Here is a 25,525-nt window from a genome sequence, read left to right as displayed (position 1 = left end):
TCTTAATCTCCTTTTATTATTTTTCTAATTAAATATCTTCACGAATTAATGGCATACTCATACAACGAGGGCCACCACGACCACGAACAAGCTCTGCACCACGTAACTCAATTAATTTGAGTCCATGTGATTTTAATAACTCGTTACTGATTTCGTTACGGTCATATACAACAACAACACCAGGTGCGATTGTTAGTGTGTTAGAACCATCATTCCATTGTTCACGTTCTGAAGCCATCATGTCTTCGCCACCACATTTAATTAATGTAACTGGACGTCCAACATGTTTTGATAAGATGGACTCTAGATCCGTATCAATCTTAACAATATTTACATCGCCATTTGTGCCTTTAGTGATCTCAAATACTTGTAGAGGTCCAAGGATACCTGGGTGAATTGTAAATTTGTCATAGTCAACTTGTGTAAACACAGTATCCAAGTGCATGAATGCACGACTATTTGGAATATCGATTGCAAGAATTGTTTCAATCTCTGTTCCTTCAACATTGAAGATATTATGTGCAATGTCTTCAATTGCTTGAGCTTGTGTACGTTGTGAAATCCCAATTGCTAATGTTTTAGCATTGATGTTTAGGATATCTCCACCTTCAATATGGAAATCTGCCGTACGGTCATAGTAGTAAGGAACATTTCCTTTATATTCTGGGTGGTATTTGAAGATGTAGTCTGCATAGATTGTTTCACGATTACGTGTTACAGAGTACATACGGTTCAAGCTTACACCATCTCCAATTGATGCAAATGGGTCACGTGTAAAGTAAAGGTTTGGTAGTGGATCTAAGATTAAATCTTGAATCTCTCCAGCCATCTCTACTAATGACTTTTTACCTGAATGATCAAGTTCATGTGTACGAACACCTTCCATTGTTTTTAATACAAGTTCTTTTTCATCTTTGATTGAGTCTAAGAAATTGTAAACCATGTCGTGTTCACGTTGTGTTTTGATTCCGCCTTCTTCAATGAATTGATTTAGGAATTGTTTACGTAGGCTTGAATCTTTAATCACTTCTGCCATTAAATCTTCGAGGTAAACAACTTCAATATCGTTATCACGAAGTGCTTGAGCAAATTTATCGTGCTCATCTTGTGCATCCTTAAGGTAAGGAATGTCATCGAATAGAAGACGTTCTAGTGTATCGGGAGTAAGGTTTAAAAGCTCCCTACCAGGTCTGTGTAATAAAACTTTTTTAAGCGTTCCAATTTCGCTTGTAACTCTAATTGCGCTCATTACGTTTCCTCTTTTCTTTTTTTTCTAGGTTTTGAAAGTGAACTGATCAGGAACACTTTCATTACCGAACATAGAGAGTCTAATTCCCATGGGTTGTTCGACCTTCTATGTTTACATTTACATTGTAAGCGCTTTTTTGAATACGTGTAGGACAATTAACCCTTTTCAAATTGTATTCTTAGCATTTGCAAAATTACATGTGATTTTTTTCATTAGTAAACAAAAAACAAACAAAAACCCACTCTTAAGTGGGCCTTTGATAAATGATATAAAATATTTTTCTACTAGAAATCCGATTAGGATCGTAGAAAAAAGCATGAAAACCTTGATTTACTTTAATTCATGTCCCTTTCTAGTCTTAGAAGACGCTCTTTTAACTCGATCCCACCTCTAAATCCTGTTAATGTTCCATTTTTACCAATAACACGATGACATGGTACACAAAGCAATAAAGGGTTTTGGGAGACTGCTCGAGCAACAGCACGGGTTTTGCGTGTTTCAAATAAGATGTCAGAAAGGCCTTCATAACTTATGGCAGATCCATAAGGAATCTCTTGAAGTCCTTCCCAAACTTGACATTGAAACGGTGTTCCCAACAACTTATATGGGAAATCAAATTGTGTACGATCACCACGTATATACTCGTTTAGCTGGCACACTATCGCCTCACACGATGTAGTATTTATTTGAAGATGTTCAACTTTAAATTTACGCTTAAAAAATTCTAAATCATCAGCAGTACTTATGAAGATCACATTACCTTCCTGCTCAACAATCAAGTACTCTTGACTATCGATGCTACAAATGCGTCCAATCATATTCATTCCTCCATCAATTTATAATATCGGGTTTAATTTCCCGTCTTCGAGGTTCCATACTTCATCCGCAATTTTAAGCGTTGATGCACGGTGCGAAACAATTACTATCGTTTTGTTGTGTTTATACTCAACGATTGATTTTAGGATGATAGCCTCATTGAGACTATCTAAATTACTTGTGGGTTCATCAAGCAAGATTAAATCACCACCATGTAAGAATATACGGGCAAGACCGATTCGTTGACGTTCACCCGATGATAGGTTACTTCCTAACTCTTCCATCATCGTATCATAACCCAAAGGAAGACTCATAATGAAATCATGAACCGAAGCGTGTTGAGCCGCCTCATAAATTTCCTCATCACTTGCATCCGGTTTTACGAAAGCAATATTATTCTTAATGGTATCTTTAAATATATCAGTATCTTGACTCATCATGCTTTCAATACTTCTTAAATGGCGCGTCGTTACCGATTTAATATCCTGATCATTGATATTAACACTTCCTTCATTCACATCCCAAAAGCGCATTAAGAGTTTGAGGATTGTAGATTTACCGGCTCCACTTTCTCCCGTAAGAGCAATAATTTTATTTTTAGTGATGGTCATATTGATCTCATCCAAAATGATTTCGTTGTCATAACTAAAAGTCACATCACGTACAGATGCTTCCTCAAATGCCTCATTCGTACCGTCCCAAACTTCATTAACTTGTGGTTTTTCATCCAACAAATCAAGAATACGTTGACCACTTGCAAGTGTATGGTATAAATCACCACTTAAGTTTGACAGGGCAATCACGGGTCCAAAGGAACTCATATGTAAGGTAAACACGAGCAATAAGATATTAAAGTCTAAGGTTCTTCCAAAATATAGGAGTGCGAAACCTGACATCATAATAATCAAATCAACTAATAAACGCATCATACTTTGATATCGGTTAAGTATATCTTGCTTTTCGTTAAGGTCATGTGTTCGTTGTTTAAGTAAATCCATGGTTCGTTGTGAATTTTGATATTGTTCCAATTCTTCAATTCCACGAATTGAATCCAATACGTTTGTGTTTAAGTCCCCAAGATCATTTCGTATTTCTAAACCCAATTCATTTCCGATTTTACTGGTTATAATTGGTACAATTACCCCTACCAAAACCAATGCAGTAACAGAAATTAAAGCAAGTGTACCCGCTTTTAAAGCAATCGTTGTGATAACCGTTGAGGAAATAATCACGGCTATTATAATCGGTGAAATGGTATGTGCGTAGAAAACTTCAAGCAACTCGACATCATTTGTGATCATCGCAATTAAATTACCACGATCTTTTGTTTCGAGTTTCGCAGGTGCTAGCGATCTGAGTTTCGCAAACACTTCATGACGAATGTGTGCTAAGAGTTTAAATGCAATAAAGTGATTTAGAGCTTGTTCACCATAACGAAAAACAGCTCGTAACAACCCACACCCCACAAGTATTATCATTAAGAAGGTTATGGAATTATTCTTGATAATCTCAACAACAATCCGGGCTGAAAGGTAAGGAATACCAATTGCCGCAAAATGTCCGAGCACACCAAGGGTAATGGCACCCGTCATCGGAAAGTAAAGGGGTCTCACAAATCCTACAAGACTTCTCATAATGCTCAATCCTGTTCGTTTTTCCATCATTCACCCTCCTTTAGAAATAAATACTGTTCAAGATTTTGTTGCGCCTTGACCAGTTCTTGATAGAGTCCTGGTGTTTGCATTAATGAAGCATGTTCACCACACTGAACAATTTCGCCCTTATCAAGTACATAAATACGATCGCATTCAAAACAATTCGCGAGACGATGCGAAATCATAATAATACCTTTACCGTCTTGACGTAGCTGTTGAATTGTATCGAGGATAATCATCTCACTTTCAACATCAATATTTGAGGTCACTTCATCAAAAATGTAGAATGGCGTATCATGAACTAATGCACGAGCAATGGCCAAGCGTTGTTTTTGTCCACCTGAAAGATTTGATCCGCGTTCTTTAATTTCGTGATCGAGGTTCAATTCGAGATTCACACGTTTCAAGCACCCTTCAAGTTCCATATCAGAATATGACCCACCCATCATAAGATTTTCGCGTACAGATCCTTTAAAGATGATGCTGTCATGACTTACGTATGTGACATGTTTATAAAGTTGACTGCAATTAATCTCCTGATCTCCAAAATAGAGATGCCCTGACTTAGGAAGAATACGTCCCATAAGTAATGAAACAAGCGTACTTTTTCCCGATCCGCTCTCACCTACAATACCAATAAATTCACGATATTCCGCACAAAAATTAATATTTGATAACACATTGGTATCCGCATATGAAAACGAAACATTATCGACCACGTATCCTTTTTCACTAAAAGAATCTGATAATATTTTCTTGCATCCTGCATCCGTCGCAAGTAATTTAAACATTTTTTCACTTGCTGCCATACCGTTCATCGCAATATGAAAGTAGGAACCCAGTTGACGCATGGGAATAAAAAATTCAGATGAAAGTAAAATAAACATTAACATACCCGTTAAAGATAGCGATCCGGATTTATAGGTAAACACTGAAACTACAAGTGCCAACATCGCGCCTCCGTAAGCAACGAGATCCATGACAGATATTGAATTTAATTGCATTATAAGAACACGCATTGTTACTTTGCGAAATGATTCCGCATCTTCATCCATTAAATCTTGTCGTAAACCATCTGCATCGAAAACTTTTAGAGTCGTAAGACCTTGTAAATTTTCAAGAAAATGATCTCCCAAGCTTGTATATTGTGACCAATATTTATTGAGTAATTTTTTTGCGAACTTCTGAACAATGATAATAGAAATTGGAATTAAGGGTACGCAAATAAACAAGATTAATGAAACCTTAAAGGAATACTGAAGTAAAAACACAAAAAGTGTTAGTGGCGCAAGTAAGCTATATATAAATTGTGGTGTATAAAGCGCAAAATAATTTTCAAGTTGTTCAACGCCTTCTGTTGATACTTGCGTAATCTCACTACTTGATAATACGGTTTGATAATCCGATCCCAGTTCAAATAATTTCCCAAAAATAAGTGATCGCATCTTAATTTTGACACATGAGCTCGTTTGGTGCATCGCCCGCGAACTTTTATAAAGCGCAATGCCCTTTATTAGAAGAGCTATCCAGAAATAAAAGGGTATCTCAAGCGGCGATCCCAAATTTATGTCTACTAAAATCATCACGAAAACGTGCGTTAATATGATGTTTGCAATTAACGCCAACCACTTATAAAAAACCGTCGCTATGATTGGTTTTTTTGCTTCCTCAACAGTCTTTATGAGTTGAATATTGATCATACTTTAAATCCTCCAGCGCAGTAACCTCATCTTCATCTGCAATTTTGAAGATGAAATAATAATATTTAAATAGTACAAGTAAACCAATAACAATGCGCGCATAGAAATTTTTCGAAAAATAAAATGCACAAGCCATCATCAAGGTAGCAAGAATTAGAATTTTTTGTTTACTCTTGCGTTTCATTGTATGTTTTGTGACAAAATCATCAAGATGATTCTGGTAAACAGAAGTGTGTGTTAACCATTGATGAAACCGGTCAGAACTTTTTGCTCCAAAAACGGATGCACACAATAAAAATGGCGTCGTGGGCAATACGGGTAGGAATACCCCCAACAAACCTAAACCTAAGAATAATAATGCTAAAATCATCATAAATGTTCGTTTCATAAGTCACCTCGTCAAAAAATTATAATCGATAAACAACCGATAAATCATGTGAAATCATTTGAATTTGTATAATTCGTATTTGAAGACTGAAAATCATCATCGAAAAGGTCTCGCTTGTGCAAATACCCCTCATATTAACAATTGTTTTGCAAGCGCTAAAACTTCTATTATTTTATCTTTTATCTGCGGGAGTCACATGATATAATTTCCAAGTAAAAAATATAGAGGTATTATTATGGGATCATGGATTATTACATCAAAAACACTTGGCTTGCGCATTGATCATTTTTTAAATGAACACTTAGACCTATCACGAAGTAAAATTGCTAGCATGATTAAAGACGGTACAATTTTATGTAACGATATGCCTACCAAAGCAAATTATAAAACGAAACTTAATGATTGTATTACCGCTTCAACTTACCAAATTAAAACATTAGATATAGAACCCGTTAAAATGGACATTGATGTCGTTTACGAAGACGAATACCTTCTTGTCGTGAATAAACCAAGAGGACTCGTCGTTCATCCCGGTAACGGTGTAAAATCAGACACACTCTTGCATGGATTACTCTATTATCTAAACAGCAATTGTGATCATTATATTCGCCCCGGATTGGTTCACCGCATTGATCGCAATACCTCTGGCCTACTTGTAATTGCCAAGGATGATAAAACACATCAATTTCTTGCTGAACAGTTACTTGATAAAACGATGAATCGTACTTATTATGCATTAGTTCATGGTGTCTTACCACAAGCTCACGTTCTAATTGATGCACCGATTGGTCCGGACAAATCAAATACAAAAATCATGACCGTCAATCAGGCCCGCAGTAAACCTGCCCGAACTCATTTTGAGAAAATAGAAACATATATAAACTCGAGTTTGATTTGTTGTAAACTCGAAACTGGAAGAACACACCAAATTCGTGTACATGCCTTACACGCAAATATACCCCTTCACGGTGACCCTCAATACGGTCATCCATCAGACACTGATAAAACTGGGCAATACCTCTGTGCTGCAAGACTTGAATTTGTACATCCAAAATACTTAAAGTTAATGCAATTTGAAATACCGCTTCCAAGGTACTTTCAAGATAAAATAACTGAATTATCTCATTCATGATTCCACAAAAAAAACAAACATGATATCATGTTTGTTTTTTTTATTATGATTCAAATCGATTCAAGATTTTAAATAGAATACCCATTACAAAAGCACCTAATGCACTCCATAAATAGAGTTTAAATGGATTCTGCTTTAACGTAATCGGCATCCCTACACGATTTTGTAGAAACGTCATAATAAATGGGGATACAAGATAAAGCATTAACATTATGATTGACATTATCAGTGCAATAGTCCCAAATAACTTCGACCACTGCCACTCACGATTCATTATTACTAAAACAAGAAGCGTCACTGCAAGAATTGCAATCGTTCCCGATATGATTTTACCGCGCATCTTTGTAAACCCATTAATATAAGCTAAAATGCGTTGTTGTTTCGGCGATAATTCTTGTTGAACGCGTGTAACAATCGTTTCATAGGTTTGTTGGAATTCGGGATTATTCAATGCTTCTTCCACAACCGTACTCACTTCATCCACTGACACTGTGCCTTCGCTTAGCGTTTCAATTTCAGGTGCATACGATTCAATATAAGCTTGGACATCTTCTTTAAAAGCAGTCTCGTTCATGCTCATTCCACCAGATACCACATCATTTAATGCGTTGGTTACCAAAGTTTCAGAAATCTCTTGGAACTTTGGATCACTGACAACTTGCTCTTGTAATGCATCAAATTCAGCTTGTTTTGTTTCTGGAATTGAACTTCGAATGGGTTCAAAATAATGTGCTACTTGTGATTCAACATCCACAAATGTTGGTTCAACTAATGATGATATATTCTCTAACTGCGATTGGACCATCAATGCCCCAACTAACACAATCGAAAAGCCAATGACGATTAATCCTAGAAATCCATTTATGATTTTTTTCATAATCCACCTCAATTCTTATTATACATGAATAAAACCGTTACGGTAACAGTCTTTGATTATGCTCACGTGTACGATCCTTCGCTTCTTGAAAGCCTTGAACATCCAAATCTTCCAATTTCCGCCCTTCAACACTCTCACAATACTGCGCTAAGGCGTGGATTAGAAGATCACCAATATAACGGGGCGTTAACGCAAAACCCGTAAGAATATCCAAAGATTGCATCGCATGTGGATTCACATTTACCACATCACCATGGCATTGTGAATAAAAATTACGGACAAGTTCACCACGACGTAATTGATCACCACAAACACTGATATAACATACCATAGAAGTTCGAGAACCTGATCGCCGTTGGGCAGTACCGCAAAACTTTTGACCTTTGATACTCATATCCGTATCGCCAGGACAATAGGCACCCTCAACTTTATAAATTTCGATTTCATTAGAAATCGGCTTCAGTGCATCACGAATAAAGTCACCATAAAACTGATAGTTCTCATTCATAGACTTCGAGGTATGAAAAATAAGCGACATATTTAAAACGCCTTCATCTGCTACAATCGATCGACCTCCTGAGTTACGAATTGTAACCGGAAGATCGTGTGCACGATAAAAGTCTAAACCTTTGTCGAAATCATCCATCCGTACGTCATCAACGCCCATATTTATACCTTGGTGTTGAAAAAGATGTAGAATCATCTCATCTTCCGCAACATTTTTTAAAGAATATGCATCAATTGCGGTTGATACAAAAGCATCTTCAACTTGTCCAATTTCATCAATAACAATTCCCTTCATAGTATCCCCCTACTTTCTAACTAAATCTTAGATTTTACGATGCAACAAGTCAACAATCATGACCTTTCACAAACACATGATATAATTAAGACAAAGGAGGATTATCATGCAAAAACAAGAACGCGATGTACTGGAACAACTTTATCTTTTATATCAAACTCGCTGTGATCGTAACGACTGTTCCCGAACAGTCTCAAACTTCAACAGTTCGTTTATTCAAGAAATTGCTTCAACGCTTAAAATTGATGCAGAACAGGTCATGGAAAGCATTACATTACTCCAATCAGAAGGTTATACAAAATTATGGGTCGTCGGTGGATTTGAACTCACGCGAAATGGAATTCGAGAGTCACAACGTCTTTTTGTATAATTGACTTTATTAAAAAACGCTCACGATTAGATATGAGCGTTTTCAATAAATAACTTTAAACCTCATACGATTATTTCTTACTCAGTCGTCTTTGCGATTAATTAAGTTGGAATCGATTGTGCTCACCCCAAAAATACATCGTGTTGGATTTTTATTGATTCTTATGTTTTTATAAGTTTTTTTTATAAAATCCACCAAATCTCATGGCTTTATGGACTCGATTTTAAGTTAAGCATTTCATACATTTATCATAAGCGAAAAGAGAGTCTAACGCCTTATTCAAACGTACTTCGGATGATTTTTTGAAGGTTTTCTTCATCATTAAATTCAAATTGATCCACAAGACTTGCATCTAAGTGCGTTAAAAAACGACTGTTTCCAGAGGCATCTATGGCAATGATCGCCTCACCATCTTCAGATCCAGCATAAGCACGTTCGATATTTCTAAAACCACGAGCAACGGCTTCTTCCATTATTTTTCGTGCAAGAAACTCTCGTTTATCGATATACGATTCTACTTCTTCATTGGTAACTAAATAGGCATCAACTTGTGTTGCATCATCAACAAGACCCGTCTCCGCACTATCCATATAGACTACTGGAATAACGAAAACAGAAATACGTTCATTAGGAACAAACATATGCTTGGTTATGGGCACCTGTTTACCATTATAGTGGATTTCTTCATAATCACCGAGATGATCTCGATTTATTGAATAATCGACAAAGGGTTCTTCAACCCCTTCAATCTGGTACTGTTCAATTTCAATGTGCGGAATTTGTTTGATAAAGTTAAGTGCATTTGCTTCCGTATCAAAGACTCCTAACGTATGATGACGCTCATACTGCATTACTTTAACGATATACATTGTGCTACTCCTTATGACGCTCTAGCGCTTTAAATGATGTTTGAATCTTATCGACATTTATATTACGGCCAATGACCACGAAATGACTGCGGAAACCATCAATTTCATCGCCATAGTCAATCATAAAGGTACTTCCGACACCTTGAACCACGATGGATGCTTCAAGTCCCTCTACAGATAAAATTCCTTTGTAACGAAGCAAATCATGGCCCATTAATTCGACAAGCTCTACCAACCAATCTTTAAAATCCGAAAATGAAAGTGGATTTTCTGCATAAAGCGTTAAAGTATCAACATGAGAATGACGGTGATGCTTCGTTTCTTTTGCTTGATCTAAAACAGATTGGCTCAGTGACGCATACTTGGTATGCGATGCATCAAAACGATCTTCACTTAGAAGATGTAAATACGTTTGATCTTGTTTTAAAAGTGAAACGGGAGCCAGTGGATTAATCGCTTTAAGTTTTCCCAATAAAGAATAAGGTGTTGATGTTGCTTTCGTAATATAGATGCGATCTGCAAAGGCAATTTGTTCTAAAGATTCGCGATAATTTTCAAGTGTTTGTTCCCCATTTATCGCATCCACAAGGGTGATAATTTCATTTAAAAAGAACTGTTTTTGAATGGGTTGTGATTTTAAAATTGTTTGGATTAATGGATTCACTTCCGCAAGGCCACTTGTTTCAATAATGATAGATTTTAACTGCATTTCCTGTAATTCGAATTGCATTTTTAAATCTAAAATGGCACGTTCAAACTCACGATCATCAACACAACACAAGCAAGCACTATTAATTTCAAAAATACGATCTTGATCGTACTTAATAAAAGCCTTATCCAAGTTTACCGATCCAATTTCATTAATAATCAAACCGATGGTATCCTCTTGAAACTCGCGTAGTATTTGATTGATGAATGTTGTTTTACCCGATCCTAAAAAGCCTGAAATAATCGTAATTGGTATCATAACGTCCTCCTTATTATTATATATATTATGCGTGAGTGAGAACTTCCATGCAAGTAAAAAGCGACTTAAAATGAAATAAATCAATACATTGTATTCAATTCCAGCAAAGTAGAGAGGTTTGTTTGACAAAACCGGTTTACTTAATTAGAATGGTTAGTGTTGTCGTCACCTATATGTGATGATTTGTGGAGGAAAGAATAACAATATGAAAAACAAAACAATCTTAAGAACCTACTTTAGTTTCTTCTTAAGTGGGATCTTTATCCTAGGTATTGGCGCAATTATGCCAGACCTTATTACAAACTTGAATTTATCATACAGTGATGCAGGAACCTTGCTCTCAATGTTTGCCGTAGGTAACCTACTCTCAAACTTTATCAGTCCCTTCGTATCCGAACGATTTGGAAATAAAATTGCGATTGGAATCCTTGCTGCTCTTGTACCATTGAGTTTTTTATCCATCGTTGTGTTTACAGATTCAATCCGTAAAATACTATGGCTCGGCTTTATTTTAATGGGTATTGGTCGTGGTGCTGTAAGTATCTTAAGTAATGCAATCGTAAATGATTTAAGTGATAACAAATCACGAGACATGAATATGCTTCATACGATCTTCGCTATCGGTGCAGGACTTGCATCATTTGTAATCATCGGCTTAAAGAAAATCGGGTTTGATTTTAACCAACTCATTTTATTTTTAACAGCCATTACAACAATTTCATGGATTAACTATCTTACAATGGATCTTGATTTAAAGGGACAACAAAAATCTACAACTGTTGTGGAAACACAAAAACTAGACTTTGCATTCTTCGCAGTTGCATTTGTAATGTTCTTCTATCTTGGACTTGAAAATACCATTAATGGTTGGTTTATGACTTACCTAAAGAGTATGAATATTCTATCGGATGCTTTTGCAGCAACACTTGTTTCCTTAACATGGATTATGATCATGATTGGTCGTTTAATCACTGCATTTATTTCTCAAAAAGTTAAAGGAACAAAATTAGTTCTAATTTACACAATTGGAGCTGCACTCGCATTCTTCGGACTTGTTTCAACTATGAATCCTGTAATTATTACAATTTCAATTCTGGGTCTTGGCTTATGTCTTGCCGGAATCTACCCTACAAGTATTGCGAATACATCAAAATATGTTATTGGTAATCAAAAACGCTTAGCCTTGCTCTTAACATGTGCCGCTTTAGGTGGAATTATTACACCTCAAATCATTGGTTCAATCGCTGATCGTACAAGTATGGTCTTCGCAATTAATGTGCTAGCGATTAATGCAATCGCAATGGTTGTATTTGCGTTTATATCTGATCGTAAATTAAAATAATTACACAAACCACTTTGTTTCAAAAGTGGTTTTTTTTATCGTTATTAAAAAAAGCCAATTCAACATGAATTAGCTTTTTTAAACTTAACACTGTTAGGATTCAATTGTAAGAATAATATCTTCTTCTTCATGTGTTGCAATCTTGCTTCCAATAAGTACAACACCAACATAAATCATGAAATAACCACATGTATAAATAATACTTGGTACACCATTTAGAAAACTCAAGGCTGATGGTGGTGCAGATACATAACCGTAATTAGTATGGAGTAAATGATTGATGAAACTTACAACAACAAAATAGCCTCCAACCATTTTAATAACGCCTACCGTTGCACTTTCCTGGATTGAAAAATGATAGCGATACTTCATATACAAGGGAACCAAGATCATCATCGAATGTCCTACAAAGAATTGGATAAACATTGCATTTGGAAAACTAAAACCACTTGTATCTGCGAGAATTAACGCAGTCACAGCTGCCGGGATTCCAAGAAGTCCCAGGACTTCATAAATACGCTCCTGTTTCGTAATTAAGAGGATAATCGTCATGATCTGTAAGATCCGACAAGGATAAAGAGGCAGCGCATCATTCAACGTTAGTTGCTGATTCATGCCATACCAACTATAAAGCAGAACTTGTTGGATAAAATACAGTCCAAGGAAAATCCAACGTAAGGATTGATATCCACCCGCTGCAATCTCTTCACGTTTTTTAATCAATAATCCTACACAAATTCCCACCAAAACTAACATCAAGATATGAATGGGAGAGTAGATATTGAAAGGATTTTGACTAAAGTATAAATTTTCAATTAATCGATTCATAAGAACTCCATTTTCTAATTTTTAACGTAGCATATATTATACCCTATTTCACCATAAAATCACACTGATATTATGAGTTGATTATGCAAAAGAAGTTCGGAATTCTTATGTGCTTAATTTTGATCGAAAAGATTTATAAATAATCCGTCTAAAATTTATCGAGACAAGTCTTTAAAATGATTCTGACTGTTTCAATTTATAAAAAAACACCAATTTTTTATTTGGTGTTTTTGAAAATCGAATCGTTTCAGTCATTGAATTGAGGATTTTGAATTATCTAAACGGTAGGTACTTGATGTATACAGAATAATTGTTTTTAGCGGTATAACTTTGATCCAGTATATAGCCATTTTTCAAGTACAAATCATCTGCAGAATCAGTTGTTAGGATCAATTTAAATCGTTGATTTCTTTGAGCAAATGCTTCCACTTCAATAAGTAATTTTGAAGCCATACCCGTGTTTCGATAGGATTTTTTTACCCAAAGTTCCCTTACAAATACCACCTCTTCACTAAAAAACCAGTTTGTAAATCTCTCCAACCTAAACATTATAAATGCAATAAGCTTACCATCTGCTTCGTATGCTAGTACTTTATTATCTTGTTCATTATTCATGGTTTCAAAAAACACATCGTTTTCAGGAATCTGATACCCAAATTCCTGAAAATATTCAATAAATGCATCCTGAAACTGATGATTGCGTAAATCATCAATATTTACTTTTTTCATAAATTTACCTGCCTTTTAAACCTTTATAAAGGTGAGCACTCTAAAAATATCAAAAGGTTATTCGAAAGATATAATTAGAGGAATCTTAGATTGTTTTTTCATAACAGACCCCTCCTTTCATTAAAAAAAGTATAGCATAGTATACATATCGTTTTCTACCACTCTTTAAAACAGTCTAAAAAAAAGAACTCAATAAAATGAGCTCTTTCTTAAATGATTATTTCTGTTTACGTTTCTTTTTAAGACTAACAACATACATTAACCCACCAAGAGTAATAAGGCTTGATACATTTCGTGTACCGACACCTGTCGTTGGTAATGTCGATGGTGGTGTTGTTGGTGCTTCAGGTGTAACGGATTCTTCTTTTGGTTCCGTAACAATTGGTTTACTACTTTCACCTTGAATCGTAACATCTACTTTAAATTCTTTAACATATGGATTGGACTTCATACGGAAGAATGCACGTTGTGCCCGAATGAGTCGAACCGTAACTGCATAGGTTCCTTCTGTATTTTGATCTACAAGTTCCATAAAGTTTGTTTCAATATCAAAGGCAACACCATCTGGGTTTTGAATATTTAAAGCATTGATAAATGCTTCTTCAGTAATCGGTGTTGATCCTTCAAATGATACCTTTGGATTCATCGTAATCGAATCAAAAGGACCTTTTACAGTTTGATCTCGATACTCTAATCCAAAGATTGCTTCACGAAGATTTTGGGTAACAACGTCAAGAATAACTGTTGTTGCGGAATCATCTTCGTAACTTACTTTCGCAAACGATAGTTGTTTATCTAAAGCAGCAAGACTTTCATCTGTATAAAGTGTCCGATCGATGCTTTCCGCAATATCAATCATCGCTTGTAAGGATTCACGTGCCTTATCAATTTGATCGCCCACGGCTACAAGATCATCAATATTTTTTTCCAGTAGTTTCGTTAGACTTTGAAGGGTTTTCACATCTGTATTTAAATCTTCAACTGCAGTTTGTGCTTTAAGAATTGATGCTTGCATTGCTTGTACACCAAGACTTTCATAGCCTTCAATTTCAACATTTTTAGCTTTTGAAATCATTTTCACTAAAGCATTGCGTGCATCACGAATGCTTGTGTCATAGGTAATCGTATAGGTTTCTGTTTTAATACCATCTTCTGCTCTCACAACATATTTCATACCGTTTTCGATTTCAATAGCGGTAATGTTTGCGTTATTTGTTGCTTGCAGTTCAAGTGATGGAAGATTGTTTGTTTTTTGTTCATATACAAAATTATGATCTTGCGTAAAGGCATCGACGTCTTTACCATCAACTTTTAGTGTTACTGTAAAGTCTTGATGTGCTTTTGCGATACGGTCATAAACTTCAATTTCCGTAACTGCAAGACCTTTTTTATTGGCTTGTTTTGTCATGTTAATACGTACTGCATACGTTTCAACGCCATCAAACGTTAAGGTATTCATTGTTTGATAAGCAAATGGTTTCGCCTTTAAGTTTTGAACCTCAACCCAATTATTTGGATCATTGAGCACTGAATCCTCACTGCTGATATGACCAAATTTTGTTGGTAATTCTGGCTTAATGCCTTCTTTAAGAACTTCAATTACATAGGATCCTGGATATCCAGTTCCATTGTCTTCAAAGAATCCAATATTAAAGTTATCAACGAAGCGTGGTGCCATAGTACCTGCGTCTGCAAAGACAATCCCTACCCAGTCTTTTTCGCGACTTTGGGCTTGCCAGTTTGTCCAACGGTTTGCTGGAGTATTCGTATACGATATGACTGCATCATTCATTGCACTTACGCGGTCATTTGATCCGGGTCCATCATTTGTAAAGGATGCAATTGCTGCTGGAAGTTCTGATCCAGTCCACATTTTAGCGATATTATCGCCCTTCTCATATTCTGCTGCTACACGAATGGTTAGTGTCGTTTCAGTATTTGCGGTTTCAACCATACCCTTAAGGATATATGTACCCGGTGTTTTTAGATTTTCTTTATCAAATGCTTCCCAAACGACATTAAATTCATCAACACGACCTGTATTATGGTATGCCTTCGCTTTGAGTGGTAATTTAAAGGATTTGTCCTTCGGTGTAACCAGACTAAAGCTTTCTACACCAACATATCCCTCAACGATGACTTTAGCCACAGCTTGTATATCTGTACCTTCTACGCGACCTTTAATTTCAAAGGTTCCGTATTCGTCAAGTCGTAACACATCAAATGCATCCCATGTTACGGCAACATCTTTATCAAAGAGTGTTTCATATTGTGCAGTAACAGTTTTTGGAAGCTCAATCTTTTGACTACGTTCTGTTCGAATGACAACAGGTTTAAACGCTTTAATCGGTTCTTGCACTTCATTTTTCGTTACTGTAAAGCTTACTTCGTTACTTTCGTATGTTTTACCACCGTAGGAAACATGTGCTTTAACAGTATATGTTCCTTCTTTATGTAAGTAGATTAAGCCCGCATTCATACGAATTCCAGATGCATCGCCTTGAACTACTTCATAGGTAATATCAAGAAGTGATGGTGCAATGGCAGTGCCATCTTCTAATAAACTTTCTGTTTTAAATGGAATTGTTTCTTGTGTCTTTCCTTCAATGCGATCAAGTGTCAGTATTGTATGATCATATACTGGATCTGATACAACATAAGTTACATCGTAATCTTTTGAATTAAGTCCATCTTCTGATGTTACACGTACTTTACCTTGATAGTTATTATCGCGAGTTGGTTGCACTACATTCACAAAAGATCCTGCTTTCGCAGTTCCTTTAAGTACAGGAAGTGCTTTTCCAAATGGTACACCCACAACATAAACATTTTGATCAACTTTAAAGTTCTCTAATGGTTTTGTATCAAGATGAATCATTTCTAATTCTGCTTTTGAATTGGCTTCAATCTTAAAGGTATCACCAATTACTTTTAATTCAGATAGACCCATGGGTCTTGGTTTATCACCGTTCATTTGAGACGTCATGTTGAGACGAACAAATTTCGCATCAACCTTATCAAATTTAATTGGAATTTCTGTTTTAACATCACCAGATGTTACTACAAAGTTATTGTTTTTACTTTGGTTAACAACCGGTGTGAACGTTACACCATCAACACTGGTTTCAATGGTTAAAGAAGCCGGTACTTTCGTAGTATTGTCTGTAAAGAAATGAATGCCTACTTGATGAATCGTTTCAATCTTTTCAAACTCTAACATTACCCATTCTTCTTGCTTATCACCAAAATTATTAACCCAGTTTGTCCATCGATTTTCAAATGCAATCGTTCCATCATTGATGCGTTCAATACGATCGCCACCGCTCATATAGGAACTTGTCGCAATCGGATAAGTATCTTGAGGACGACGAATAGCAATATTTTCTTGAACGGCAATCGCTTCTAATACCGTAATGTGTGCAAATACGGGATAATCTTGACCACCTGAATGTGCTTGACCTGAAATCTTAAGTACACCTGCTTCCGCAATCATGGCATCGGTAATGGATTCCCATGTAACAGGAAGGTTAACTTCTGCCCCGTTAGAATAATAGGCAATAACGGTTGAAGGCAAGCTTGGCATTGTACCTTTAGGTGTTGCCAGAACTGGATCTATGAGATCTGTAATCATACGCACCAATACTGTTGCGTTAACCGGTATTGCTACACCTTCTACAGTTCCTTTTACGCTAAATGATCCAGGTTGTTCAAGTTTGGATGCTTCAATGGTTTCCCAATTTACATCTACCGCTTTTTCAGAACCATCTGAATAAATAGCATTTACTGTTTTCGGTAATTCGGGTTGAACATGTGTTTCGGTAAAGACTGAAACATCATCAAACCCTAAAATACTAGGTGTTTCAGGTTTCTTCTCAATTGCGAAGACTTCTGTTTTACCTTCAGATAAGTTTTCTGCTTTAGCTGTAAGTTTAAATGAACCTTCTTGCCCATCCGATTTAACAATCACAAGCGCTTTACCATTAAAGGCTTTTCGTTGCCATGTTCCATCATGTTGTGCTTTATAGCGTTCATTACTTGCTGGATCACCGTTATCAACCCCAACAATTTCTCCATTCCCTTCAAGGGTAAAGATAATATTGTTTTGTGCATTCGGATTCATAACACCATTTTCATCAACTACATTCACATGAATGTATGATAAGTGATCACGTCCATTTTGAATTACACGTTTTTCAGGCACTAACTCAACTGCTGCAGAACCTTTCGATGTTTTAATCACATCTTCAGCGATGACATTACCATCTTTATCTTTAGCAATCGCTTTTAATGTTCCTGGTTTAAAATCCAAACGCCATTCTAAGTATAATTCTTTAGCGTTTGCACCTTCCTGATATGGACGTCCATACGCTGTTGTTTTTTGAACAAATGCTTTTTCGCCAAGTGAAACACCATCTAAGAACAGTTCAACTTTTGCGGCATTTGAGAAGATACGTACTGGAATTTTTCCATCACGTGTTCTCATGTTGTAATCTAATAACGATTCTTTTTCCCAGTTCCAGTGCGGTAAGATGTGAACCATTGGATCTGTTTCAACATCCTTCCATTGACTTTGGTAAAGGTAGAAATCATTTTTAGGGAATCCTGCGGTATCGATAATACCAAAGTAAGAAGATTTCGGTGGGGTTTGATTCTGGTTATGCCATGGTGTTGGTTCACCAATATAATCAAATCCAGTCCAAATAAATTGTCCTGCATACCCTTTTTCATCACGATCTGGAATCCATGAATTGGTTGCGGTTTTACCCCAACCTACATGATCATTCCCGTAATCAGATTGTTGGTATTTACGCGCTGCACTGTTGTCGTGTGAACGTAATTCATCTGGGAATGCGTAAACCCCACGACTACGTGTAGCGGATGATGTTTCCGATCCATAGATCAACCAATCTGGGTGTTTTGCACGGATTGCTTTATATGAATCTTCTGCATAGTTGATCCCTACAGCATCAACCTCAGCACTAATAAGTTCATGTCCTCCTGTAGGAGCCCAACGATAAACATCTTGTCCCATGGTTGTGTAACGTGTATCATCAACTTCTTTCGTCCAACGATGTAGATTACGAATCGTTTGAATTGCTTTTGCACTACCGCTATTGGATTCACCAATTTCATTACCGAGTGACCACATAATAACTGCTGGTGAATTTTTACCACGAGCAACCATTCGTTTTAAGTCATATTCAGCCCATGATTGACCATCAAGCGCTTCGGGATGCGTTGCTTTCGCATCAAAGAAACGACCGTAGTCGTATGGTTTTTTACCGCCATACCACGTGTCAAATGCTTCATCAATAATCATAAGACCTAAATCTTCCGCAATTGCGAGTAATTTATCATCAGCTGGGTTATGTGTAATTCGGACAGAGTTTACACCCATATCTTTTAGAATTTCCATCTGACGTCGCATAGCATCATAGTTTGCGACAGATCCAAGTGCACCTTGATCGTGATGCATTGATACGCCGTAGAACTTAACATCATTACCATTCAATGAAAATCCACCACTTGGTGTCCAGTTCATATAACGATATCCAAAACGTTCTACCGTTTCATCTACAACACGATTGTTTTTTAATACCTGAGTTTTAACGCGATATGTTACCGGTGAATCAATATCCCAAAGGCTTGGATTTGAAACCATAATTGCGGAATCCAAGGTTTGTTCATTTCCTGCTTGGATTTCGACTTCTTCAGTTTCTGCCTTCCCCATTGATGTCCCATCAACGGTTACAACTTCTGTCTTAACTTTAACTTTTTCTGCTTTTTTCGATTTATTTAAAACAGTTGTCTTAACCTCAGTTGTAACGTCTTTTCCAACTTCTTTATCTAAGTTAGGTGTTAAGACTGTTGTCCCGTATTCCTTAATCGAAACATCATCTGTATAGGTCAACGAAACATCACGATAGATACCGCTACCTGAATACCAACGGCTACTTGGCTGTTTATTTACAACTTTCACAGCAATGGTATTTGGACCTTCTTGATTAAGATATGATGTTATATCATATGAAAAAGGGGTATAACCATTAGGATAATTTCCAACTTCTTTACCGTTTACAAAAACAGTAGAATCCATATAGACACCACCAAAATTTAAGCGTACATTTTTTTCCATCTTTTTATCGAAGACAAAAGTTTTGCGGTACCAACCTGTACCACCATTCAACAAACCACCCTCATTTTGTGCCGGTGAGTTATGGTCAAAATCAAAAAAGATTGACCAATCATGAGGTAAGGATAACGCTTGCCAGTCTGTCTCATCATAGTCAATTTCACTTGGACTAGATGTGCCTGAAACATTTAATTTAAATTTCCAATCATCGTTAAAATCAACATTGCGTGAATCTGTTTTAGTCACAACAGGTTCCACAACCGCAGCATGGATCGGTGTTTTTTCAATAAATACACTTGAGCACGTCACAGCTACCACCACCCCCATAATTTTAACTGCTTTTCTAAATGACGAATTCATACTCTTCCTCCTATTTAGTAAAAACCAGTAAACATTTAAACATCTTTAATCGATATCTTTACCAAAGATATTTCTCATGTATTTCATATTGTTAGCGCTTACGTGTCCATTATTGCGTTTGCAAGCATACTTGTCAAGTGTAAACGGTAACATTTCACAAGTAAAATAATGGTAAACTTTACTTAATTTGAGAATACCCCCATCTAAGTGCTTTTAACCCTTAGCGTTACATCGTTATCGATGTTCGTCATTATTCTTAAAAAATTCTCTTCTCACTGGCAAAATTTCAAATATGGTATAATATAGGAAAATATGGAGGCATTATGAAAAAAAAAAAAACATTGATTGCAATCAGCTTTTTCGTTTTAATTTCACTTACTGGGTGTTCTCAAACCAAAGAACAACCGAAACCTGATCCATCTTCAGAAGTTCAAGACTTTTCAAAAGACACCAATCCGATCGTCACCATTGAGATGGAGGATGGTGGGATTATCAAGCTTGAACTTTACCCAGACATCGCTCCAAACACCGTAAATAACTTTATAAAACTCGTAGAAGATTCTTTTTATGATGGCTTGTTATTTCACCGTGTAATTCCTGGGTTTATGATACAAGGTGGCGATCCAAAAGGTACGGGAACGGGGGGGCCTGGATATACGATTAAAGGAGAATTTTCTCAAAATAATTTCGATAATCCGATAAGTCATAAACGTGGTATTATTTCAATGGCACGTAGTAAGGGTAATGATACTGCAGGATCACAGTTTTTCATCGTAACAACTGATGCACCACATCTTGATGGTAGTTATGCGGCATTTGGAAATGTTGTGGAAGGTATGGATACAGTTGATCGTATTGTAAGTGTTGATACCAACCAAGACAATCGACCTGTAGAAGGCAAAGAACAAGTCATGAAGCGTGTCACAGTCGATACCAAAGGTAAAACCTATACAAACCCTAATCAAAATTAAAACAACGAATTTTAATACATAAGAATAGCATGACCGTACACACTGTGTACGGTTTTTTTCATAACAAAAGGAGTTCCCCTCAAAGAGAAACTCCAAAAATTAAAGATTATACTTGACTAGTTTGATGTTGGAAGCACACGATTCACTTCACCCGCTAAATTAGAAATTGGCAGTGTTTGAAGTACAACTTGACCTGGTCCGGTAAGTTTAACCAAGAAGAAGCCTTCGCCACCAAAAAATTTATTACTTAAACCCTTCACTGTTTCAATTGCATAAGAAACTCCCGATTCAAACATAAATAGATTCCCCTGATCAACTAACAAACTTTCGCCTTCTTTAAGATCATAGGTAATTAAAGAACCATCCGCTTCGAGAAAGAGATTACCGACTCCAGAGAATTTTTGAAGAATAAAGCCTTCACCACCAAAAAATCCAGCAGAGAGTTTTTTCGTAAATTCATTTGAAAACTCAACACCCGGCTCTGAAGCTAAAAATGCGTTTTTCTGAGCAATAAACGTTTTAGATCCATCCATTTCAATGTGTTTAATAACTCCAGGCATCGACATCGCGAACGCAATTTCTTGATTCGAATCGCCTGCAGTATATGTGTTTTGGAAGAAACCTTCTCCTGAAAAAGCACGACCAAACGCCTTCTTAAATCCACCCCCTGAATGCACCTTATAACTCATGTTCGCAGTCATCCAAGACATATTCCCTGCACTTGTGATAAGGGATTCCCCTTCATCGAGAAAACAACGCAAAACGGGGTAAGTTCCTTCAATTTTAAATTCCATAAATGTTCTCCTTTTTCTTGAATTATATCATAAAAAGAAAAAAAGAGGCGTAATGCCTCTTTAGTGTTCTTTGCGATATGATTTATAGACAACAACCATACCTACGAATGCTATACCCAAAGCACCGTAAAGCAGAGTTTGGGATGTGGAAACTCCCGTTTGTGGCAGGGTGTTCGAAGCTTGAGTCACGCCTTTTTTAGGCGTTTCATTCTTCGTTGGTACCTCTGTCTTCGGTTCTTCCGTTTTCGGTTCCTCTGTCTTCGGTTCTTCTGTCTTCGGTTCCTCTGTCTTCGGTTCCTCTGTCTTCGGTTCCTCTGTCTTCGGTTCTTCTGTCTTCGGTTCTTCTGTCTTCGGTTCTTCTGTCTTCGGTTCTTCTGTCTTTGGTTCTTCTGTCTTCGGTTCAATTCCTTTAAGTTTTTGATCTAATGCTTTCAGTTTATTAAAGGCATCATCTGCTACTTGCAGTGTATGTGCTTGATAATCAAAGTCTCCTGAACGCATCATTAAACGTTTTTCAATATTGAGCTGGTCTTGAATTAATGAATCCTCAAACTCAATCCATTGTCTTTGAATTTCATTCCGCGTTACATCATCCTTAAATACTTGATGGGCAATTGAATTTGCATTCCAATACCATGAGTTCTCATCAAATGATGTACTGGTAACTTGATAGGATTTATGTGTGTCAGTGATGTTTCCCATATACGGAATGTACGGTGAAACAAGTGGTGATCCAACAGCAAGCCACATTACAGCACCTGCATCTGCAGGCAGCGAATCTTTAATTTGGAAGATATGTGCCTCCATGGTATTGATATTACCAATCGGATACTTACTGCGATCTTTTTCTTCTTGACTTAAAATATTCCCTTTATTATCCAATTTAATCTCATCTGAAGGGACAAATCCAGTACCTTCTAAACGGTTACGTTGGAATTTCATGACATCTTTCAATCCAACTTTACCATCCATCGATTGAAGTAATTCAAACGTAGCATCATTGTAATTAACCGTACTGTTTGGATTAATGGCTTTAATTCCTGACCAGACGCGTGATCGATTTCCATCCGTCATTTTAATTGGATTGTATGAGTTTGCAATGTGGAACTTCCCGTCCTGTTCAACATAACGACCTGCTGCGATAGCGGTTGCTTTGAGGTCTTTTGATTGAATAACATCTTCCGCTTCAAAACCATCTAGGGTTCCTAAATAAAAAGCATTGGGGAAGACACCGAATTTATCATCAGGGAACTTAATCGCTGCATATTGATGCCCCGATAGAATTTCCATATACCACACTTCATTTTTGTCCGCTAAAACAACAATATTCCCTTCACCAGATCCTTTTTCTTCAATGACCTGCGCTATTAACTCAATCCCCTCACGAGCTGATTGAATGCGCGGTAAAATTAACGTTGTGATGGCAGCCTCTGTTAATCCATCCGATACATATGGATCAACCGTTTTATAAGCAGGATCATACTTCGCAGATACCGTAGCCGTCATTACAACACCCTTTTCATTAATTCCAGCTGCGTCATACATCCCATCATTCAGGGTGACATCCGGTATAGCCGTATATTTATAATTATGTTCACTTGCTGTATAGGTAAAGCCATTGGATGGATCTACAAACGGAACTGTATTATCAAGCATCCGTCCTTCCACATTCTTCACAACAAATGTCTTATTATGATTTAATTCAAGGTCTTCAGTACGTCCAATAATCACAGAGCCATCTTCGGTTAAATTTTTCCCAACAATAATACCGGTACACGCGAATGTACTTGTGATGGTTAAGCTCATTCCAACAATCGTCATAAGACCTGTTAATGCAATTTTTTTTATTTTACTCATAGTTTCCTCCATACATAAAAAAATGCACACTAAAACATTTCGTAGTTTATATTTATATACCTCCCTTTCTATGTCTAAATTCATAGTATCACAATGAGAATTTTTGAAAAGATACGATTGTTAACTGAGCAATCATGTAATATATTTCTGTCATTCTCTCAAACATGTTCGAATAAAAAACGGTATACATTTTGTATATCGTTTTAAAGTTTTTATGATTTCACAAGAACTTGTTCCTCAGCTTGAAGTGCTTGAGGGAATTCATGATAGGTTTTAAGATCTAATTGTTCTAAATCATGTGCAACACAGACTGCACTGACTCCATCATCCACCACATTTATGGCCGTCACCAACATTTCTACAGGACGGTTAATTGCGAGGATGAAACTGTATGCAGCTAAAGCATACTGATTTGTATAGCCCATTCCGGTAAGAATTGTGAAGAGTAAGATTGCTCCTGATCCTGGTGCCGCAGGAGTACTGATTGATCCAATAATGGTCAAGAGAATTATCGATATTAGCTCAATAATACCAACATGATAACCCGCTACGGATGCGACAAACAATGTCGCAATAATTTGCATGACTGCAGTCCCCGTCATGTTTATGGTTGATGCCAGTGGTACGATAAACGATGCAACGGATTCATCTACACCGAGTTCGTTCATCACCGTTTCTTGAGTTAATGGAAGGGTTGCAGCTGAAGATGAGGTTGAAAAACCAAATACAGCAACTTTATACATCTTCTTAATAAATGGAAGTGGCGATAATCCTGTTTTAAATGCAATGAATATCGGAAACACTGCAAATCCAAGAACAAGAAGTGTTAATGACGTCAGTATCATATAGATAAGTGCCGGCTGTAAGTAATCAATCCCGTATGATGCAAGCGTTCTAACAAGTAAACAGAAGATTGCGATTGGACCGAATTTCATAATCACAAGATCCAATAATTTCATCGACAGAAGATAGATTTCATCGACAAGTTTTGGTAAGACTTCCATCTTCTCGCCAAGTTGATGTGACATCACACCAACAATCAACGCAAGAACGACGACGGCAATAATATTTGAATTACTGCTTAGTGTTCCGAGTGCATTATTATTGAAAGCATTCAAAATCATTGACAGTGGGTTTGTTTGATTTACAACCCCTTCTGTAATCTCAATCGCACTTAAATTGGATATTTGAAATACACCCAATTTGTATGCGGTAAAACCAGTAATACTTGCAAGTATAATTGCGATCGCTAAGAGTTGCATAAAGTTCGCAAACCCTTTCTTCGCAAGTTTATTGAGTACGCGTGTTTCTTGGATTTGTTGAATCGATCTTACAATCGATGTAAAGATTAGCGGTACTAAAACAAGTTGCAACAAACGCATGAAGATTTGTCCAATAATAAAGAAAATCCCTATGGCCGTCGGATTTGACTCATGTAAGATATCCGCAAATAACAAATCGTTGATCTGCTTCCAAAGCGATGCATTACCATTTCCAATCAAGGTCTCTCTTAAAAATATAAAACCAAGACCCACTCCTAAACCTAAAACCAAGGTCCAAATAATTCTACGTGTGAAGTTATTTTTCTTCATATTTCCCTCCTGTATTTGGTTCCAAATAATAAGTTTTCCAAAAAAAAAACTTATTTTGAATCAAATAAGTCCGAAAAGAATATAAATATATACT

The 25,525-nt window shown here is 36.6% G+C and carries 19 protein-coding genes; 4 read left to right on the top strand and 15 right to left on the bottom strand.

Features of this window, described 5'->3' with window-relative positions:
* Positions 1-28: 28 nt before the first annotated feature.
* From arcA to EL194_RS07195, 5 genes are all read right to left on the bottom strand, one after another.
* The gene (gene arcA / locus EL194_RS07215) at positions 29-1,249 is read right to left on the bottom strand and encodes an arginine deiminase (RefSeq protein WP_003773512.1); all 1,221 of its coding nucleotides are present in this window, start codon (positions 1,247-1,249) and stop codon (positions 29-31) included.
* Between the two features lie 335 nt (positions 1,250-1,584).
* A complete protein-coding gene (locus tag EL194_RS07210) occupies positions 1,585-2,067 on the bottom strand; it encodes a methylated-DNA--[protein]-cysteine S-methyltransferase (RefSeq protein ID WP_013852925.1) in 483 nt (160 codons plus the stop codon).
* Between the two features lie 18 nt (positions 2,068-2,085).
* Positions 2,086-3,726, bottom strand: coding sequence for an amino acid ABC transporter ATP-binding/permease protein (locus tag EL194_RS07205; RefSeq protein ID WP_034886556.1), 1,641 nt, complete (start codon positions 3,724-3,726; stop codon positions 2,086-2,088).
* Complete coding sequence (locus EL194_RS07200; protein ID WP_003773507.1) at positions 3,726-5,420, bottom strand: ABC transporter ATP-binding protein/permease; 1,695 nt, start codon at positions 5,418-5,420, stop codon at positions 3,726-3,728. Before EL194_RS07200 ends, EL194_RS07205 begins: the two co-directional genes overlap by 1 nt.
* Positions 5,389-5,808, bottom strand: a complete 420-nt coding sequence (locus EL194_RS07195; protein ID WP_003773505.1) for a YbaN family protein — start codon at positions 5,806-5,808, stop codon at positions 5,389-5,391. The genes EL194_RS07200 and EL194_RS07195 overlap by 32 nt, the downstream gene beginning before the upstream one ends.
* A 235-nt stretch (positions 5,809-6,043) precedes the next feature.
* Between EL194_RS07195 and EL194_RS07190 the strand changes: the two genes are divergently transcribed.
* Positions 6,044-6,940 (top strand): RluA family pseudouridine synthase, encoded by an 897-nt coding sequence (locus EL194_RS07190; protein ID WP_003773503.1) that lies wholly within the window; start codon positions 6,044-6,046, stop codon positions 6,938-6,940.
* Positions 6,941-6,983: 43 nt separating this feature from the next.
* Here EL194_RS07190 and EL194_RS07185 read toward each other — a convergent pair whose 3' ends face one another.
* Positions 6,984-7,817 (bottom strand): hypothetical protein, encoded by an 834-nt coding sequence (locus EL194_RS07185; RefSeq protein ID WP_003773500.1) that lies wholly within the window; start codon positions 7,815-7,817, stop codon positions 6,984-6,986.
* A 37-nt stretch (positions 7,818-7,854) separates the two neighbouring features.
* On the bottom strand, positions 7,855-8,619 hold the full coding sequence (locus EL194_RS07180) for a lipoate--protein ligase family protein (RefSeq protein WP_003773497.1): 765 nt from the start codon (positions 8,617-8,619) through the stop codon (positions 7,855-7,857).
* Between the two features lie 106 nt (positions 8,620-8,725).
* Between EL194_RS07180 and EL194_RS07175 the strand changes: the two genes are divergently transcribed.
* Positions 8,726-8,989, top strand: coding sequence for a hypothetical protein (locus EL194_RS07175; protein ID WP_003773495.1), 264 nt, complete (start codon positions 8,726-8,728; stop codon positions 8,987-8,989).
* 275 nt (positions 8,990-9,264) lie between these two features.
* Here EL194_RS07175 and EL194_RS07170 read toward each other — a convergent pair whose 3' ends face one another.
* Together EL194_RS07170 and EL194_RS07165 are read right to left on the bottom strand one after the other, a co-directional pair.
* A complete protein-coding gene (locus EL194_RS07170) occupies positions 9,265-9,858 on the bottom strand; it encodes a hypothetical protein (protein ID WP_003773493.1) in 594 nt (197 codons plus the stop codon).
* A gap of 4 nt (positions 9,859-9,862) precedes the next feature.
* Positions 9,863-10,825 carry a CobW family GTP-binding protein gene (locus EL194_RS07165; protein ID WP_003773492.1) on the bottom strand — a complete coding sequence of 321 codons (963 nt, stop codon included), beginning with the start codon at positions 10,823-10,825 and terminating at the stop codon, positions 9,863-9,865.
* Between the two features lie 205 nt (positions 10,826-11,030).
* Between EL194_RS07165 and EL194_RS07160 the strand changes: the two genes are divergently transcribed.
* Entirely contained in the window at positions 11,031-12,167 is a 1,137-nt protein-coding gene (locus EL194_RS07160) for an MFS transporter (RefSeq protein ID WP_013852920.1), read from the top strand.
* A 93-nt stretch (positions 12,168-12,260) separates the two neighbouring features.
* Here EL194_RS07160 and EL194_RS07155 read toward each other — a convergent pair whose 3' ends face one another.
* The 3 genes from EL194_RS07155 to EL194_RS07145 form a co-directional block, all read right to left on the bottom strand.
* A complete protein-coding gene (locus EL194_RS07155; RefSeq protein ID WP_013852919.1) occupies positions 12,261-12,995 on the bottom strand; it encodes a YwaF family protein in 735 nt (244 codons plus the stop codon).
* 273 nt (positions 12,996-13,268) lie between these two features.
* A complete protein-coding gene (locus tag EL194_RS07150) occupies positions 13,269-13,724 on the bottom strand; it encodes a GNAT family N-acetyltransferase (protein ID WP_003773486.1) in 456 nt (151 codons plus the stop codon).
* 217 nt (positions 13,725-13,941) lie between these two features.
* A complete protein-coding gene (locus EL194_RS07145) occupies positions 13,942-20,217 on the bottom strand; it encodes an Ig-like domain-containing protein (RefSeq protein WP_003773484.1) in 6,276 nt (2,091 codons plus the stop codon).
* A gap of 323 nt (positions 20,218-20,540) precedes the next feature.
* Here EL194_RS07145 and EL194_RS07140 point away from each other — a divergent pair, with 323 nt between their 5' ends.
* Complete coding sequence (locus tag EL194_RS07140) at positions 20,541-21,188, top strand: peptidylprolyl isomerase (protein WP_126345130.1); 648 nt, start codon at positions 20,541-20,543, stop codon at positions 21,186-21,188.
* A gap of 116 nt (positions 21,189-21,304) precedes the next feature.
* Here EL194_RS07140 and EL194_RS07135 read toward each other — a convergent pair whose 3' ends face one another.
* The 3 genes from EL194_RS07135 to EL194_RS07125 form a co-directional block, all read right to left on the bottom strand.
* Positions 21,305-21,982: a TIGR00266 family protein gene (locus EL194_RS07135; protein ID WP_003773481.1), complete on the bottom strand. Its 678-nt coding sequence runs from the start codon at positions 21,980-21,982 to the stop codon at positions 21,305-21,307.
* A gap of 60 nt (positions 21,983-22,042) precedes the next feature.
* On the bottom strand, positions 22,043-23,839 hold the full coding sequence (locus EL194_RS07130; protein WP_034886555.1) for a C69 family dipeptidase: 1,797 nt from the start codon (positions 23,837-23,839) through the stop codon (positions 22,043-22,045).
* Positions 23,840-24,051: 212 nt separating this feature from the next.
* A complete protein-coding gene (locus EL194_RS07125; RefSeq protein WP_003773478.1) occupies positions 24,052-25,431 on the bottom strand; it encodes a dicarboxylate/amino acid:cation symporter in 1,380 nt (459 codons plus the stop codon).
* Positions 25,432-25,525: the final 94 nt, after the last annotated feature.

This window comes from Erysipelothrix rhusiopathiae, from assembly GCF_900637845.1.
In the GTDB taxonomy this organism is placed as follows: domain Bacteria; phylum Bacillota_I; class Bacilli_A; order Erysipelotrichales; family Erysipelotrichaceae; genus Erysipelothrix; species Erysipelothrix rhusiopathiae.
This window is presented reverse-complemented; position numbering and strand designations above follow the sequence as displayed.